Source organism: Streptomyces sp. NPDC006134, assembly GCF_040628835.1.
Lineage (GTDB): Bacteria > Actinomycetota > Actinomycetes > Streptomycetales > Streptomycetaceae > Streptomyces.
Map to the genome: position 1 here is coordinate 1 of NZ_JBEXTV010000097.1, position 16815 is coordinate 16815.

General features: G+C 74.1%; 13 protein-coding genes. 10 read left to right on the top strand and 3 right to left on the bottom strand.

Features of this window, described 5'->3' with window-relative positions; genetic code table 11:
* Positions 1–299 precede the first annotated feature (299 nt).
* On the top strand, positions 300–2000 hold the full coding sequence (locus tag ABZ340_RS35040; protein ID WP_358785934.1) for a proline--tRNA ligase: 1701 nt from the start codon (positions 300–302) through the stop codon (positions 1998–2000).
* Positions 2001–2055: 55 nt separating this feature from the next.
* On the opposite strand, the gene ABZ340_RS35045 is transcribed toward ABZ340_RS35040, so the two are convergent.
* From ABZ340_RS35045 to ABZ340_RS35055, 3 genes are all read right to left on the bottom strand, one after another.
* On the bottom strand, positions 2056–2958 hold the full coding sequence (locus tag ABZ340_RS35045) for an aminoglycoside phosphotransferase family protein (RefSeq protein ID WP_358785935.1): 903 nt from the start codon (positions 2956–2958) through the stop codon (positions 2056–2058).
* 71 nt (positions 2959–3029) lie between these two features.
* Positions 3030–3497, bottom strand: a complete 468-nt coding sequence (locus ABZ340_RS35050; RefSeq protein WP_358785936.1) for a ferritin-like domain-containing protein — start codon at positions 3495–3497, stop codon at positions 3030–3032.
* The gene (locus ABZ340_RS35055) at positions 3494–4021 is read right to left on the bottom strand and encodes a hypothetical protein (RefSeq protein ID WP_358785937.1); all 528 of its coding nucleotides are present in this window, start codon (positions 4019–4021) and stop codon (positions 3494–3496) included. Before ABZ340_RS35055 ends, ABZ340_RS35050 begins: the two co-directional genes overlap by 4 nt.
* A 340-nt stretch (positions 4022–4361) precedes the next feature.
* On the opposite strand from ABZ340_RS35055, the gene rimP reads away from it, so the two are divergent.
* The 9 genes from rimP to ABZ340_RS35100 all read left to right on the top strand — a co-directional run bounded on the left by rimP (position 4362) and on the right by ABZ340_RS35100 (position 16757).
* Positions 4362–4871, top strand: coding sequence for a ribosome maturation factor RimP (rimP, locus tag ABZ340_RS35060; protein WP_358785938.1), 510 nt, complete (start codon positions 4362–4364; stop codon positions 4869–4871).
* Positions 4872–4873: 2 nt separating this feature from the next.
* Positions 4874–5860 (top strand): transcription termination factor NusA, encoded by a 987-nt coding sequence (gene nusA, locus ABZ340_RS35065; protein WP_358785939.1) that lies wholly within the window; start codon positions 4874–4876, stop codon positions 5858–5860.
* A gap of 148 nt (positions 5861–6008) precedes the next feature.
* Complete coding sequence (locus ABZ340_RS35070; protein ID WP_358785940.1) at positions 6009–6290, top strand: YlxR family RNase P modulator; 282 nt, start codon at positions 6009–6011, stop codon at positions 6288–6290.
* Between the two features lie 163 nt (positions 6291–6453).
* Positions 6454–9486: a translation initiation factor IF-2 gene (gene infB, locus ABZ340_RS35075; RefSeq protein ID WP_358785941.1), complete on the top strand. Its 3033-nt coding sequence runs from the start codon at positions 6454–6456 to the stop codon at positions 9484–9486.
* Between the two features lie 192 nt (positions 9487–9678).
* Entirely contained in the window at positions 9679–9972 is a 294-nt protein-coding gene (locus ABZ340_RS35080) for a DUF503 domain-containing protein (RefSeq protein WP_358785946.1), read from the top strand.
* A 56-nt stretch (positions 9973–10028) separates the two neighbouring features.
* On the top strand, positions 10029–10475 hold the full coding sequence (rbfA, locus tag ABZ340_RS35085; RefSeq protein WP_358785942.1) for a 30S ribosome-binding factor RbfA: 447 nt from the start codon (positions 10029–10031) through the stop codon (positions 10473–10475).
* Positions 10472–11377: a tRNA pseudouridine(55) synthase TruB gene (truB, locus tag ABZ340_RS35090; RefSeq protein ID WP_358785943.1), complete on the top strand. Its 906-nt coding sequence runs from the start codon at positions 10472–10474 to the stop codon at positions 11375–11377. Before rbfA ends, truB begins: the two co-directional genes overlap by 4 nt.
* 274 nt (positions 11378–11651) lie before the next feature.
* On the top strand, positions 11652–15551 hold the full coding sequence (locus ABZ340_RS35095; RefSeq protein WP_358785944.1) for a serine protease: 3900 nt from the start codon (positions 11652–11654) through the stop codon (positions 15549–15551).
* A gap of 249 nt (positions 15552–15800) precedes the next feature.
* A complete protein-coding gene (locus ABZ340_RS35100; RefSeq protein ID WP_358785945.1) occupies positions 15801–16757 on the top strand; it encodes a bifunctional riboflavin kinase/FAD synthetase in 957 nt (318 codons plus the stop codon).
* Positions 16758–16815 lie beyond the last annotated feature (58 nt).

The following is a 16815-nucleotide window of genomic DNA, read 5'->3' on the forward strand; positions in this document are numbered from 1 at the left end:
ACCCGCCGCTCTTCTTATCTGCTTCTGACGGATCTCCGCGGCGTCGCGACGCCCGGCACGCCCTCTCGCCGCACGGGGCGGAGGGCCAGGTGGCTCCGCCACACGACCCTCCGCCCCGCACGCCGAGAGCACGCACCGAACGCCGCTCCTTCTTCCGCGGAGATCCGTCAGAAGCCCCCTGGCCCCGGCCGATTTCCGCCCCGCAGGACCGCCCGGCTAACCTCGTTTGCCATCACCCTCCCCCGGGCTCCCGGCTTCGCCGGAGCGGGGGACCACCAGCAGCAGGAGATACGAGAACCATGGCGAACGCACCGGTCCAGCGCATGTCCCAGTTGTTGGCGAAGACGTTGCGCGACGACCCGGCGGACGCCGAGGTCCTCAGCCACAAGCTGCTCGTCCGCGCCGGCTACGTCCGCCGCACCGCCGCCGGCATCTGGACCTGGCTCCCGCTGGGCAAGAAGGTCCTCGCCAACGTCGAGCGGATCGTCCGCGAGGAGATGGACGCCATCGGCGCCCAGGAGGTGCTGCTCCCGGCCCTGCTGCCGCGCGAGCCGTACGAGGCGACCGGCCGCTGGGACGAGTACGGCCCCGAGCTGTTCCGCCTCAAGGACCGCAAGGGCGGCGACTACCTCCTCGGCCCCACCCACGAGGAGATCTTCACCCTCCTCGTGAAGGACCAGGCGTCCTCCTACAAGGACCTGCCGGTCATCCTGTACCAGATCCAGACCAAGTTCCGCGACGAGGCCCGCCCGCGCGCGGGCATCCTGCGCGGCCGCGAGTTCCTGATGAAGGACTCCTACTCCTTCGACGTAGCCGACGAGGGCCTCGCCGAGTCCTACGCCCTGCACCGCCAGGCCTACCAGCGCATCTTCGAGCGCCTCGGCCTCGACTACCGCATCTGCGCCGCCACTGCCGGCGCCATGGGCGGCTCCAAGTCGGAGGAGTTCCTCGCCCCGGCCGGTGCCGGCGAGGACACCTTCGCGGACTGCCCGAACTGCGACTTCGCCGCCAACACCGAGGCGATCACCTACGAGCTGAAGCCGGTGGACGCCGCGGACGTCCCCGCCGCCGAGGACATCCCGACCCCGGACACCCCCACCATCGAGACCCTCGCCGCCTCCCTCGGCGTCCCGGCCTCCGCCACCCTGAAGAACCTCCTCGTCAAGGTCGACGGCGAGATCGTCGCCATCGGCGTCCCCGGCGACCGCGAGGTCGACCTGGACAAGGTCGAGGCCCACTTCGCCCCGGCGGCCGTCGAGATGGTCACCGAGGCGGACTTCGCGGCCCGCCCCGACCTGGTCCGCGGCTACGTCGGCCCGCAGGGCCTGGAGAAGGTCCGCTACCTCGCCGACCCGCGCGTGGCCCCCGGCACCGCCTGGATCACCGGCGCCAACAAGGCCGACACGCACACCAGGAACGTCGTCGCGGGCCGCGACTTCGAGGTCGACGAGTACGTCGACGTCGTGGTCGTCCAGGAGGGCGACCCCTGCCCCAAGTGCGGCACCGGCCTGAAGCTGGACCGCGCCATCGAGATCGGCCACATCTTCCAGCTGGGCCGCAAGTACGCCGACGCCCTCAAGCTCGACGTCCTCGGCCAGAACGGCAAGCCGGCCCGCGTCACCATGGGCTCCTACGGCATCGGCGTCTCCCGCGCCGTCGCCGCCCTCGCCGAGCAGCACGCCGACGACAAGGGCCTGGTCTGGCCCAAGGAGGTCGCCCCGGCCGACGTCCACGTCGTCGCCGCCGGCAAGGCCCTCCAGACCGAACTGGCCCTCGACGTCTCCGGCAGGCTGGCCGCCGCCGGCGTCCGCGTCCTGGTGGACGACCGGGCCGGCGTCTCGCCCGGCGTGAAGTTCACCGACGCCGAGCTGATCGGCGTCCCGACGATCCTGGTCGCCGGGCGGCGCGCCGGCGAGGGCGTCGTCGAGCTCAAGGACCGCCGCACCGGCGAGCGCGAGGAGCTCCCGGTCGAGGAGGCCATCGCCCGCCTGACGGCCTGACCCGACGGCGAGGGGGCGCCCGCGGCCTGCGGGCGCCCCCTCGCCGTACGCGCGCCTACAGCCAGCCCGCGAACTCCAGCAACAGCTCCGCGTCCTTCTCCCGGCCGACCCGGCGGGCCCGTACGCCCGACTCCACCGCCCGGAACAGCGTCCAGCCGCGCAGCCGCTCCTGGTCGACCTCCAGCGACTCCGCGAGCCGCTTGATCCGCCGCCGGGTCGTCGTCGCGCCCGACGGCTGCGCGATCAGGTCCTCCACCCGGTCCCGCACCAGCCGCGCCAGGTCGAAGGCGCTCTCGCCGACCACCGGGTCCGGCCCCACGGCCAGCCACGGCATCCGGTCCCCGGCCAGCACCTTGCTCTGCCGGAACGTGCCGTGCAGCAGCAACCGCTCGGGCGGCGCGGCCAGCAGCTCCTCGCGTGCCGTGAGCGCCGCCTCCACCAGCGGCGCCACCTCCGGATCGGCCGCGGCGCCCGCCCGCATGGCCTCGGCCTGCCGCCCGGTCCGCTCCGCCACCGTCTCGAACCGGTGCCCGGCGGGCGGTTCGACCCACAGCCGCCGCAGCGTCCCCGCCGCCTCCAGCAGCGCCTTCGCCTCCGGCAGCGACCGCACCGACACGTCCGGGTGCAGCCGCTCCAGCAGCAGGACGCCCTCGGCCGCGTCCGTGTCGTCGAGCAGCCGTACGGCGCCCCGGCCGCCCCAGTGCGCGAGCGCGGCCCGCTCGCTGCCCGGACGCGCCCGCGGCGGGGCCAGCTTCAGCACGGCCGGTGCCCCGTCCGCCCGCCGCACCAGCACGACCAGGCTGCTGCGCCCGCCGGGCACCTGCACCCGCTCGACGGTCAACCCGCGTAGCGCGACGGCGCGCTGCGCCAGCGAGGGCAGCCGCTCCAGCCAGTCGTCACCGTCCGGTGCCGTCTCACCGAGCGCCCTGACCAGACGCCGCGGCGGTTCGAAAGCCATGCGCGAGTCGTTCCCTTCCCGTACGTGTTCCCCCCGTGCGTGTTCTCCCGTGCGTGTTCTCCCGTGCGTGCTCACGCCGTCGGTGCCGCCGAGGCCGGCGGGCCGGCGGCGGCCCGCTCGGCCAGACCAGGGAAGGCTACGCTCGTGCCGCGCCAGCGCACCGCCCGGACCGCCGCCTCCCGCAGCGCGTCCGCCGCCGCGGCCCGCCGCCCGCCCGGGGCCGCGCGCACCAGGTCGGAGTAGACCCCGGCCACCCTGTCCTCCAGTTCGGCCGCCAGCCGCACCGCCGCCTCGGCGTCCGGCACCGGGAAGGGCAGCGCGTAGCCCGCCGCCGCGGCGACCGGCTCCCCGCCCCGGTCGCGGATCTGACGCACCAGCGCGTCCCGGCGCGCGCGGTGCGCGTCGTAGGCCGCGCGCGCCTGGGCGCGCCGCTCCTCGCCGATCCGGCCGCCGACGACCCCGTAGCCGTACACCGCCGCGTGCTCGGCCGCCAGCGCCGCCTGAAGGGCGTCCAGCTCCCGGTCTTCCGCCTCGCTCACCCGTCACCCTCCGTCAGCAGATACACGTGCGCCGCCCCGGCCGCCGCCACCGAGGCCAGCAGCCGCGCCAGTTCGCCCGGCACGTCCGCCAGCGCCCCGGCCCGCCGGTCGGCCAGCGCCCGCTCGGCCGCGGCCAGCCCGGCCAGGGCCTCCTTCTCGTCCCCCGGCACGGCGGCCGGCGGGGAAGCGGAGGGCGACACCCGGGCGGGGGGCGTCTCCGGCCCGGCCGCCCCGGCACCGCCGAACGCCTCCGCGTGCCGCACGACTTCCTCCCGCAGCGGCCGCAGCCGCCCGGCCAGCCCCGGATGCGCGGCGATCACCGCGTCGTAGCGCGCGGCCAGCCGTCCGCTGTCGCGGGCGGCCCGCGCGCGGACCCGTTCGGCAGTCGCCGGGCTGCCGCCCGTACTGCCGGAGCCCGGCCCGGACGAGCAGCCCGCGAGCAGGGCGGCCCCGGCGGCCGAGGCGAGCAGGCTCCTTCTGCGCGGCCCCCGGCGGGCGCGCGGCGATGAGGTGAACGGCGGCACGGCAGACGTCCTCGGGAACTCGTACGAAGCGAACGCGACAGGAATGCGGCAGAGATGCGACAAGGGTGCGACAGGAATACGACAGGAATACGGCAGCGAAGGGGACTTGAAAGGAAAAGGAAGCGGGAGGGAGACGGACGGAAGTGACTCGAAGCGATCTGGAACGCGGGGCGGCGCGCCCGTGATCACGGTACCCGGGCACCCGCCCGGCACCACTCAGCGGCACCGCTCGCCGCCGCCGCGCTGCCCGGGTGGACGGCAACACCCTCCCGGACCGGATACCCTTTGACCAGACACGCGACCATCCCACAACAGCACACGCGGCCGAGGAGTCACCCGGATGAGCACCACCCAGAGCGAGAGGCTGCGAGAACTGCTGGAACCGCTCGTCACCTCCCAGGGTCTGGATCTCGAGGAGATCGCGGTGGACTCGGTCGGACGCAAGCGGGTGCTGCGCGTCGTCGTCGACTCCGACACCGGTGCCGACCTGGACCGGATCGCCGATGTGAGCCGCGCGCTCTCGGCGAGGCTCGACGAGAGCGACGCGATGGGCGAGGGCGAGTACACCCTCGAAGTGGGAACCCCGGGCGCGGAGCGCCTCCTCACGGAACACCGGCACTACGTGCGCGCCACCGGCCGGCTGGTGAAGTTCCAGCTGACGGAGGGCGGCGAGCTGGTGGCCAGAATCCTGACCGTCGACGACGACGGTGTCGACGTCGAGGTCCCCGGGGTCAAGGGGCGCAAGCCCACCGCACGCAGACTCGCCTTCGGCGACATCGCCAGGGCGCGCGTGCAGGTCGAGTTCAGCCGCAAGGACGACACGTCCCACAAGAAGGAAGAGGAGGCGTAGCCGTGGACATCGACATGAGCGCCCTGCGGGGCTTGGTACGGGAGAAAGAGATCTCCTTCGACCTGCTGGTCGAAGCGATCGAGTCCGCCCTCCTCATCGCCTACCACCGCACCGAGGGAAGCCGCCGGCACGCGCGCGTGGAGCTCAACCGGGAGACCGGACATGTGACCGTGTGGGCGAAGGAGGACCCCGAGGACCTCGAGGAGGGCCAGGAGCCCCGCGAGTTCGACGACACCCCGTCCGGCTTCGGCCGTATCGCCGCCACCACCGCCAAGCAGGTCATCCTGCAGCGGCTGCGCGACGCCGAGGACGACGCGACGCTCGGCGAGTACGCCGGCCGCGAGGGCGACATCGTCACCGGCGTGGTCCAGCAGGGCCGCGACCCGAAGAACGTGCTGGTCGACATCGGCAAGCTGGAGGCCATCCTGCCCGTGCAGGAGCAGGTCCCCGGCGAGACCTACCCGCACGGCATGCGCCTGCGGTCGTACGTCGTCCGGGTCGCCAAGGGGGTGCGCGGCCCGTCCGTGACCCTGTCCCGGACCCACCCCAACCTGGTGAAGAAGCTCTTCGCCCTGGAGGTGCCGGAGATCGCCGACGGTTCCGTCGAGATCGCCGCGATCGCCCGTGAGGCCGGTCACCGCACCAAGATCGCCGTCCGCTCCACCCGGTCGGGCCTGAACGCCAAGGGCGCCTGCATCGGCCCCATGGGCGGCCGTGTGCGCAATGTCATGGCCGAGCTGAACGGCGAGAAGATCGACATCGTCGACTGGTCGGAGGACCCGGCCGAGATGGTGGCGCACGCGCTCTCGCCCGCCCGCGTCTCCAAGGTGGAGATCGTGGACATGGCGTCCCGGTCCGCGCGGGTGACCGTGCCCGATTACCAGCTGTCGCTGGCGATCGGCAAGGAAGGGCAGAACGCCCGGCTCGCGGCCCGGCTGACCGGCTGGCGCATCGACATCCGCCCGGACACCGAGCAGCCGGCGGAATAGCCCGCGACCGGCCGGGAAAGAGATCGTTGGGCCGACCGGGGAATAGATCCGGGCCGTGGAACGCTGAGATCACGACAGCTTCCAGCGCGCCACGTGTTCGATTCTTCCCCCATAGGGGTGAGGTCGGTCCGGGGAGGTAGACTGAAGAGTGTCTGGCCGGACGCATGCCCGCGCATGCCCTGAGCGCACCTGTGTGGGGTGCCGGGAGCGAGCGGTCAAGAACGAGCTGCTGCGGATCGTGGCGGTCGAGGGCGCGTGCGTCCCCGATCCTCGCGGTACGCTGCCCGGCCGGGGTGCGTACGTACACCCCGCCACGGCCTGCCTCGACCAGGCGGTACGCCGCCGGGCGTTCCCGCGGGCACTGCGCGTCCCGGGAGCGCTCGACGTAAAGGCGTTGCGCCATCACGTCGAGCAGGCACAGGGTTGCTGAGGGCAACCTGGTAAGGAAGACGTGCCGCACGGAACCCCGTGCGGTCTGGTACCTCGCGAGTCGAAAGCAGGTCGAGATTGCGATGAGCACTCGATGAGTACGCGATGAGTACGCCCATGAACTAGCGACGGTCCGGACGCAACCCGGACCTCAAAGGAGCGAAGTGGCTAAGGTCCGGGTATACGAACTCGCCAAGGAGTTCGGTGTGGAGAGCAAGGTCGTCATGGCCAAGCTCCAGGAACTCGGTGAATTCGTCCGTTCGGCGTCTTCGACGATCGAAGCGCCTGTCGTACGCAAACTGACTGACGCATTCCAGCAGGGCGGCAACGGCAAGTCCGCCGCCAGGCCGGCGGCCCCCAAGAAGGCCGCCCCCAAGCCCGCCGCGCCGGCCCCGGCGCAGGCGGCTCGTCCGGCTCCGGCCGCCCCGCGGCCGGCCGCCCCCAAGCCCCCGGCGGCCCAGCAGCCCGCGGCTCCGTCGGCGCCCGCGCCGGCCGCCCCCGGTCCGCGCCCGACGCCGGGCCCCAAGCCCGCGCCGCGTCCGGCTCCGGCCGCGCCCGAGTTCACCGCGCCGCCGTCGGCCCCGGCTCCGGCCGCGCCGAAGCCCGGTGGCGCCCGTCCCGGCGCGCCCAAGCCCGGCACCCGTCCGGGCGCCGGTCAGGGCCAGCAGGGCGGCCAGGGCCGTCCCGCCGGTCAGGGCGGCGGACGTCCCGGCGCCCCGGCGCCGCGTCCGGGTGCCCGTCCGGCCGGTCCGCGTCCGGGCAACAACCCCTTCACCTCCGGTGGCAACGCCGGCATGGCGCGCCCTCAGGCGCCCCGTCCGCAGGGCCCGCGTCCGGCCGCGCCCGGCGCCCCCGGCCCGCGTCCGCAGGGTCCCGGCGGTGCCCAGGGCGGCGGTCCCCGTCCCCAGGCTCCGGGCGGTCCGCGCCCGACCCCGGGCTCGATGCCGCGTCCGCAGGGCGGTCCCCGTCCCGGCGGCGGCCCCGGCGGCCCGCGTCCGAACCCCGGCATGATGCCGCAGCGTCCCGCTGCCGGCCCGCGTCCCGGCGGCGGCCCCGGCGGCCGTGGTCCGGGCGGTGCGGGCCGTCCCGGCGGTGCCGGTCGTCCGGGCGGCGGCGGCTTCGCCGGCCGTCCCGGCGGTGGCGGCGGTGCCGGTCGTCCCGGTGGCGGCGGCGGTTTCGCCGGTCGTCCCGGTGGTGGCGGCGGCTTCGGTGGCGGCGGTGGCCGTCCCGGCTTCGGCGGCCGTCCCGGCGGTCCCGGTGGCCGTGGTGGCACGCAGGGCGCCTTCGGCCGTCCCGGCGGTCCCGCGCGTCGCGGCCGCAAGTCGAAGCGGCAGAGGCGCCAGGAGTACGAGGCCATGCAGGCCCCGTCGGTCGGCGGCGTGATGCTGCCTCGCGGCAACGGCGAGACCATTCGCCTGTCGCGCGGTGCCTCGCTCACCGACTTCGCGGAGAAGATCAACGCCAACCCGGCGTCGCTCGTCGCGGTCATGATGAACCTCGGCGAGATGGTCACCGCGACCCAGTCCGTCTCCGACGAGACGCTGGAGCTCCTCGCCGGCGAGATGAACTACACCGTTCAGATCGTCAGCCCGGAGGAGGAGGACCGCGAGCTGCTCGAGTCCTTCGACATCGAGTTCGGCGAGGACGAGGGCTCCGAGGAGGACCTGGTCGTCCGTCCGCCGGTGGTGACCGTCATGGGTCACGTCGACCACGGTAAGACCCGACTGCTCGACGCGATCCGCAAGACGAACGTCATCGCGGGCGAGGCCGGTGGCATCACCCAGCACATCGGTGCCTACCAGGTCGCGACCGAGGTCAACGACGAAGAGCGGAAGATCACCTTCATCGACACCCCGGGTCACGAGGCGTTCACCGCCATGCGTGCCCGCGGTGCGCGGTCGACGGACATCGCGATCCTCGTCGTCGCGGCCAACGACGGCGTCATGCCGCAGACGGTCGAGGCCCTGAACCACGCCAAGGCGGCCGACGTGCCGATCGTGGTCGCGGTCAACAAGATCGACGTCGAGGGCGCCGACCCGACCAAGGTGCGCGGTCAGCTGACCGAGTACGGCCTGGTGGCCGAGGAGTACGGCGGCGACACCATGTTCGTCGACATCTCCGCCAAGCAGGGTCTGCACATCGACTCCCTGCTGGAGGCCGTGGTCCTCACCGCCGACGCCTCGCTCGACCTGCGGGCCAACCCGAACCAGGACGCGCAGGGCATCGCGATCGAGTCCCGCCTCGACCGCGGCCGCGGTGCCGTGGCGACGGTCCTCGTCCAGCGAGGCACGCTGCGGGTCGGCGACACGATGGTGGTGGGCGACGCCTACGGCCGCGTCCGCGCCATGCTCGACGACAACGGCAACAACGTGGCCGAGGCCGGCCCGTCGATGCCGGTCCAGGTCCTGGGCCTGACCAACGTCCCGGGCGCCGGCGACAACTTCATCGTGGTCGACGAGGACCGTACGGCCCGCCAGATCGCGGAGAAGCGCGCCGCCCGTGAGCGGAACGCCGCGTTCGCCAAGCGCACGCGCCGCGTCTCCCTGGAGGACCTGGACAAGGTGCTCAAGGCCGGCGAGGTCCAGCAGCTGAACCTGATCATCAAGGGTGACGCGTCTGGTTCCGTCGAGGCCCTGGAGTCCTCCCTGCTCCAGCTGGACGTCGGCGAAGAGGTCGACATCCGCGTCCTGCACCGCGGCGTCGGTGCGGTCACGGAGTCCGACATCGACCTGGCGATGGGCTCCGACGCCATCGTGATCGGCTTCAACGTGCGCGCCGCCGGGCGTGCCGCGCAGATGGCCGAGCGCGAAGGCGTGGACGTCCGGTACTACTCGGTCATCTACCAGGCGATCGAGGAGATCGAGGCGGCCCTCAAGGGCATGCTCAAGCCGGAGTACGAAGAGGTCGAGCTCGGCACGGCGGAGATCCGCGAGGTCTTCCGCTCGTCCAAGCTGGGCAACATCGCGGGTGTGCTCATCCGCTCCGGCGAGGTACGCCGCAACAGCAAGGCGCGCCTCATCCGCGACGGCAAGGTCATCGCGGAGAACCTCACCATCGAGGGTCTGCGTCGCTTCAAGGACGACGTCACCGAGATCCGCGAAGGCTTCGAGGGCGGTATCAACCTCGGAAACTTCAACGACATCAAGGTCGACGACGTCATCGCGACGTACGAGATGCGCGAGAAGCCGCGGGCGTAACACCCGGCAGACGGTGGGCACTGGCCGACGGGACATCCGTTCCCGTCGGCCAGTGCCGCGTCCCCGGGCGGGCGCGGGCCGGGCGGAAACTCCGTCGAGGCACCGGGCGCGTTCGGGGTACCGTTCTTGATGTCCCTGCCCGTACGGATGGCAGGGCCATCGATCCCGTACCGGCGGGTGAACCGGTTGCACATGTATGTGGGGACGCTGTCCTTCGACCTCCTCCTCGGCGACGTACATTCGCTGAAGGAGAAGCGCTCCGTCGTCCGCCCGATCGTCGCCGAGCTCCAGCGGAAGTACGCCGTGAGCGTCGCCGAGGTGGACCACCTGGACCTCTACCGCAGGGCCGGTATCGGCCTCGCGGCGGTCTCCGCCGACGCGGGGCACCTGACCGACGTACTGGACCGGTGCGAGCGGCTGGTCGCCGGCCGCCCCGAGGTGGAACTGCTGTCGGTCCGACGGCGCTTCCACGGCGACGACGACTGACGAACCGAGCCGACCCAAGCACGACACGCAGAAAAGAAAGAACGGGAGACGGACCAGTGGCCGACAACGCGCGGGCTAAGAGGCTGGCGGACCTCATCCGAGAGGTGGTGGCCCAGAAGCTGCAGCGCGGGATCAAGGACCCGCGGCTCGGCTCTCACGTCACCATCACGGACACCCGGGTCACGGGTGACCTCCGGGAGGCGACCGTCTTCTACACCGTCTACGGCGACGACGAGGAGCGCAAGGCCGCGGCCGCCGGTCTGGAGAGCGCCAAGGGCGTCCTGCGCTCGGAGGTGGGCCGGGCGGCGGGCGTGAAGTTCACGCCGACCCTCACCTTCGTCATGGACGCCCTGCCGGACACCGCCCGCACCATCGAGGACCTCCTCGACAAGGCGCGGCAGTCCGACGAGAAGGTGCGCGAGGCGTCCGCGGGCGCCTCCTACGCCGGTGGCGCCGACCCGTACAAGAAGCCCGCAGACGAGACGGACGACACCGCCGAATGACCGCCAAGCACACCCCGCCCGACGGCCTTGTCATCGTCGACAAGCCGTCGGGCTTCACTTCGCACGACGTCGTCGCCAAGATGCGGGGCATCGCGAAGACGCGGCGCATCGGGCACGCCGGCACCCTCGACCCGATGGCCACCGGCGTCCTCGTCCTCGGCGTGGAGAAGGCCACCAAGCTCCTCGGGCACCTCGCCCTCACCGAGAAGGAGTACCTCGGCACCATCCGCCTGGGCCAGACGACGCTCACCGACGACGCCGAGGGCGAGATCACCGCCTCCACCGACGCCTCCAAGGTCCGGCGGGAGGACATCGACGCCCGGGTCGCCGGGCTGACCGGCGAGATCATGCAGGTGCCGTCCCGGGTCAGCGCCATCAAGATCAACGGCGTGCGCTCCTACAAGCGGGCGCGGGAGGGCGAGGAGTTCGACATCCCCGCCCGGCCCGTCACCGTCTCTTCCTTCGCCGTGTACGACGTCCGCGACGCCGTCGCCGAGGACGGCACGCCGGTGCTGGACCTGGTGGTGTCGGTGGTCTGCTCCTCCGGCACCTACATCCGCGCGCTCGCCCGTGACCTGGGCGCCGGTCTGGGCGTCGGCGGCCACCTCACCGCCCTGCGCCGCACCCGCGTCGGCCCGTACAAGCTGGACGCGGCGCGCACCCTGGACCAGCTCCAGCAGGAGCTGACCGTGCTGCCGCTCGCCGAGGCGGCGGCCGCCGCCTTCCCGCGCTGGGACGTGGACGACCGGCGCGCCCGGCTGCTCGTCAACGGCGTACGGCTGGAGATGCCCGACACGTACGCGGGCGCCGGTGCCGTGGCCGTCTTCGGGCCCGAGGGCCGCTTCCTGGCCCTCGTCGAGCACCACCGGGGCAAGGCCAAGAGCCTCGCCGTCTTCGGCTGAGAAACACGCGCCTTCCGGGCCGGTACACCCCGCCCGTGGAGCGGCGGCCACGGGGATCTCCAGGCCGCCGCTCCACGGTCCCCCCTCGGTTCCCCCACCCCCTAGGGTGTATCCAAGGCCCCCGGTCTGTTCACCCGTCCGGACGGGCGCTCGGAGTGAACCGGGGGAGCGCAAGGGGGCGCGTTCGGCACACGCTCTGTCCCGCTGATCATCTCCCGCCTAACGTCGGTCCCACGGCAAGGCGGTCGGCGGTGTACGGCGGGGAGGTTCGACGATGTCGTCGCGGAACCGGTCCCGGGAGGAACGCGAGCCCCGCGTCGAGGTGGCCGAAGGGCTCGAAGGATTCGAAGAGCTCGAAGGCCGGGAGCCCCGGGCGCACGCCCCCGACGGCGCCCTGGTCCGCCTCCACGACCCGGCCGGCCGCCTCCGCGGCACCGGATTCGCCGCCGACCACCACGGCACGGTGATCACCAGCCACGAAGCGGTCGACGGCCTGTCCCGCCTCGTCCTGTACGGCGCGGGGGGAAGTGCCCGGGTCGTGACCGCCGACGCGGTGACCCCGCTGCCCCACCGGGACCTGGCCCTGGTCCGCACCGAGGGCCTGGGCGTGGCGCCCCTGCCCGTCACCGTGCGCGACCGGATCGAGCCCGGCACCTACGTGCGGTTCGCCGCGGGCCGCTGGCACGAGGCGCGGATCCTCGGAAGCAGCGAGGTGACATACACGGCCACGGATCGCTTCCACTCCCTCGGCGAGGCACTGGACCTGGCGGTCGGCACGGCGGGGCGGGACGCGCTGCGGCCGGGCGGGGGAGCGGCCGGGGGACCGGTGGTCGACACCGCCACCGGTGCCGTGGTCGGCGTCCTCGGCACCGCCCTGCGCTCCGGGCCGCGTGAGGCCTGCTTCGCCGTGCCGCTGCTCGCCCGGGCCCCCGGCCTCGCCGGAGCGGGACGCTCCCGGCACGCCGACGGCCCGCTCGCCGACCTGCTCGCCGAGAACGCGGCGACGGTCCCGGCGTACGGTGCCGACCTCAATCTGGCGGGCGTCCTCGAACTGACGGCCGCCTCGGCCGGCGAGGACGGCCCGCCGGGACCCCTCGGCACGGGCGGCGCCTCCGCCGTCGTCGTCGAGCCGGTCGAACGGGCGGGCGTCATCCGGGAGGTGCGCGCGTTCGCCGACGGTCCGGCGTCCGTCCTCGGACTCGTCGGGGCGCCCGGCAGCGGCCGTACGACCGCACTCGCGGCCCTCGCCGCTCGCCGCACCCCGGGCCGGGCACCGCTTCCCGCGCTGTGGCTGCGCGGCGCCGACCTGCGGGACGACGACACCTCGGTGGCCGACGCGGTGCGCAGGGCGCTGGCCCGGGCCGCCCGCGTGGTGACCGCGTCGGGCCGCGCCTTTCCCGCCGGCCCGGGCGAGGTCGCCCCGGAGAGCCTGACCCGGGCCGCCCGCACGGCGGGCCGCTCCCTGCTGCTGTTCCTGGACGGCCCTGAGGAGATGCCGCTGCCGGCCCACCGCCTGCGCGAGTGGACCGAGGGGACGGCGAGGTGGCTGCGGGAGACGGGGGCGCGGCTGGTGGTCGCGTGCCGGGCGGAGTACTGGGAGGGGGCGGGGGCGGAGTTTCCGAGGGAGGTGCTGTACGGGGCTGGGGCTGGGGGTGGTGCGGTTGGGGCCGGGGGCGTGAACGGGGCCGGGAGTGCGGCCGGGGCTGGGGGTTCGGCCGGGAACAGGGGTGTAGTCGGGGCCGGGGGTGTGATCAGGGCTGGGAGTGCGGCCGGGGCGGGGGGCGCGGTCGGGGTTGGGGGTGTGGACGGGACTGGGGGAGCGGCCGGGACTGAGGGCGCGATCGAGGCCGGGGGCGCGGCTGGGACCAGTGGGGCGGCCGGGGGCAGGGAGGCGGCTGGGAACGGGGCCGAGGCCGGGGAAACGTTGCGGTTCCGGGGAAGCGCGCTCGTCCCGGCCGTCCCCGGCGGTCCGCCGTTCTGGTTCTCGCTCCGTCCCCTGCCGCCCTGCGTCCCCCTGGGCGACCTCACGGAGGTGGAGGCCCGCCGGGCGCGCGCCCGGTACCGCCTCCCCGAGGGGATCCTGACGGAGGCCGACGCGCGGCATCCGCTGACGCTCCGGCTGCTGTCGGAGGTGTGCGCCGCGCTTCCCGGAGCCCCGGGTTCCGTCCGCGTCGGCCGGGACGAGGTGTTCTCGGCCCACCTGGACCTGATGTGCCTGCGGATCGCGGTCCGCCTCGCCGCGGAGAACGGCCTGCGCGGCACCGCCGTCCGACGGCTGGCGGCCAAGGTCGCCGGGCAGGTCCACGAGGCCGCCCGGCGCAGCCTGGGCCCCGGGCGGGGCACGCTGGACCGGGCGGCGTTCGCGTCGGTGTTCCCCTGGGGGCGGGCTCCGGCACGGCTCGGCGGCGGCACCGGCTGGGCCTTCGCCGTGCTCGCCGAGGGCCTCCTCGTCCCCGCCGCAAACGGCTACCGGTTCGCCCACGAGGAGTTCGCCGACTGGATCCAGGGCATCCACCTCGACCTGGACGAGGCGCTGCGCGTCCTGGTGCACTCCCGCGCCCCGCACGACGGGCACGGCACCCGCCCCGACCCCGTACCGCACCACCGCATCGGCCCCGTCACCGAGGCGATGCTGCACCTCGCCCGCCACCACGGCAGCGATCAACTCGCCGTACGGCTGGAGGACTTGGTGCACGCGCTGGAGGCCGGCCCGCACTCCTGGTGGGCGGCCCGGCTGCTGGGCGAGGTCCTGCCGCGCGTGCCCGACGCGTCGCCGTACACGGACGTCCTGCGGCTGCTCGCCGACCGGATCACGGCCTGGCGCGGGGAGGGCCGCCCCGTACCGGAGGAGTTCGGCCCGGACTTCTGGACCGCGCTCGCCCTGCCCCGGGACGTCTGTGCCGACCTGCTCCGCCGCCTGGTCCTCGCCGACGGGCCGCCGCACGAGCCCGGGCCCCGCTACCTGGGCGCTGCGGCCCGGCTGCTCGCCGACGACCCCGCGGCCGTACAACCGCTCCTGATCCGCTGGTTCGACGACGAGCGGCCGCTGCCCGCCGCCCCGCACGCCACCGTGGCCACGGCCGCACAGGCCCTGCTGCACACCCGGCGCCACCTCGCCCTGGACGACCTCGTCGAGGCGCTCGCCGGCAGCACGCACCGGCGGGCCGACGAACTCCTCACCGTCCTGGCCGAAGAAGAACCGTCCGCCCTGTGTCGGGCCGCCGCCCGGTGGACGCGCGACGAACGCCCCGCCCGGCGTGTGGCGGCGGTGACGTACGGGCTGCGCGCCGCCCCGCACGTCCGTACCGGTGCCGACCGCGACCTGCTGCGCCACGCCGCCCTCCGCCTGCTCGCCCGCCCCGAGGACACCGCCCTGCACGGCGGTGCGCTCGCCCTGCTCGTCCAGGACCCGGACGCCCGCGCACAGCACCTCCCGCAGGCCCTGCGGCACTTCGCGGCGGGTGACCCCTACCTCCCGCCGGGCGCGATGGCCGCCGCCCTGCCCACCCACCCGGAAGCCGTCCTGGACGCCTTCCGGGCCCGGCTGCGCGGAGCCGACGCCGGGGAAGCGCTGCGCAGACTCGCCGACGCCGCCACGCCGGAGCTCGCCGGCCGGGTCGCCGCGGTCGTCGGGGAGGCCGTGGCCGAGCGCCCGGAGAACGTCCGCCACCTGGCCGCGTACGTCGAACAGCGCCTCGACCCGCGGGAGCCCGCCGGATCGGGAGCCGGAGCCGGTGACGTCCGCGCCGTACTCCTGCCCCTGGTCACCGGCCTCCTGGACGGCGGCTCCGAGCCTGTGCGGGCCGCCCTCGCCACCGTGCTCGGCGGCCCCGGCACCCCCGCCTCCGGCCCGCTGCGCGGTGAACTCCTCGACCTCCTCCTGGCGCGCGAGCGCGACCCCGCCGTCCTGGACGCCCTGCTGCGCACCGCCGCCCGCCACGACGGCGACGACCTGCGCGGCCTCGTCCACCGCACCGCCTTCCTCCTCGTGCGCACCCCGGACGGCGCCGCCCGCTTCGACCGCGCCCTGGTCGACCTGGGCCGCCACGTCCCCGGCTTCGCCGCCCGCGTGACCGGCTGGCTGGCCGACGCCCCGGGGGAGTGGGCGGTGCTGGTGGGGCCCAGCGCGCGCCGGACACTGGAGAGCCTGGCGGGCGTCCGGGTCCCCGTATGACCGGACGATCGGACGGACGTACGGGGACCCGGACACCCGGACGGACGTGCGGTGGCCCGGATACCCGGACGCCCGGGCATCCGGACGTACGACGGGTCCGGACAGCCGGACCCCGGCCGGGCGCGTGCGCCCGGTCACACCGCCCATGCCGGTGCGGGCGGGAGGGGGACGGCATGGCACCCTTAGACCTGCGTAGAGGCGTAAATCACGGACACGGGTTCGACGAGTACTCGACAAGGAGCAGTCACAGTGCAGCGCTGGCGTGGCTTGGAGGACATCCCCCAGGACTGGGGGCGCAGCGTCGTCACCATCGGCTCCTACGACGGTGTGCACCGCGGGCACCAGCTGATCATCAAGCACGCCGTGGACCGCGCCCGCGAACTGGGCGTGCCCGCCGTCGTCGTGACCTTCGACCCGCACCCCAGCGAGGTCGTGCGCCCCGGCAGCCACCCGCCGCTGCTCGCCCCGCACCACCGCCGCGCCGAGCTGATGGCCGAGCTGGGGGTGGACGCCGTCCTCGTCCTCCCCTTCACCACCGAGTTCTCGAAGCTGTCCCCGGCCGACTTCGTCGTCAAGGTCCTGGTGGACAAACTGCACGCCAAGGCCGTCGTCGAGGGCCCCAACTTCCGCTTCGGCCACAAGGCGGCCGGGAACGTCGAATTCCTCGCCGAGCAGGGCAAGATCTACGACTTCGAGGTCGAGGTCGTCGACCTGTACGTGAGCGGCGCGGCGGGCGGCGGCGAGCCGTTCTCGTCGACCCTGACCCGGCGCCTGGTCGCCGAGGGCGACGTCGCGGGCGCCGCGGAGATCCTGGGCCGTCCGCACCGCGTCGAGGGCGTGGTGGTCCGGGGCGCCCAGCGGGGCCGCGAGCTGGGCTTCCCGACGGCGAACGTCGAGACCCTGCCGCACACCGCCGTCCCGGCCGACGGCGTCTACGCCGGCTGGCTGCACGCCCAGGGCGAGGCGATGCCCGCCGCGATCTCCGTCGGCACGAACCCGCAGTTCGACGGCACCGAACGCACGGTGGAGGCGTACGCCATCGACCGCGTGGGGCTGGATCTGTACGGGCTGCACGTCGCGGTCGACTTCCTGGCCTTCGTCCGCGGACAGGCGAAGTTCGACACGCTGGAGGCCCTGCTGGAGCAGATGGCCCACGACGTCGAGCGGTGCCGGGAACTGGTGGCCGAGGCCGGGGGACGGGCCTAGGCAGGCCAAAATCGCCCACGAACGCCGGAGGGCCGGCACCATATGGTGCCGGCCCTCC

Coding starts and splice junctions, on each gene's coding strand:
- ABZ340_RS35045 (WP_358785935.1), bottom strand. CDS start 2,958: ATGGCTTTCGAACCGCCGCGGCGTCTGGTCAGGGCGCTCGGTGAGACG.
- ABZ340_RS35080 (WP_358785946.1), top strand. CDS start 9,679: ATGTATGTGGGGACGCTGTCCTTCGACCTCCTCCTCGGCGACGTACAT.
- rimP (WP_358785938.1), top strand. CDS start 4,362: ATGAGCACCACCCAGAGCGAGAGGCTGCGAGAACTGCTGGAACCGCTC.
- ABZ340_RS35095 (WP_358785944.1), top strand. CDS start 11,652: ATGTCGTCGCGGAACCGGTCCCGGGAGGAACGCGAGCCCCGCGTCGAG.
- truB (WP_358785943.1), top strand. CDS start 10,472: ATGACCGCCAAGCACACCCCGCCCGACGGCCTTGTCATCGTCGACAAG.
- ABZ340_RS35040 (WP_358785934.1), top strand. CDS start 300: ATGGCGAACGCACCGGTCCAGCGCATGTCCCAGTTGTTGGCGAAGACG.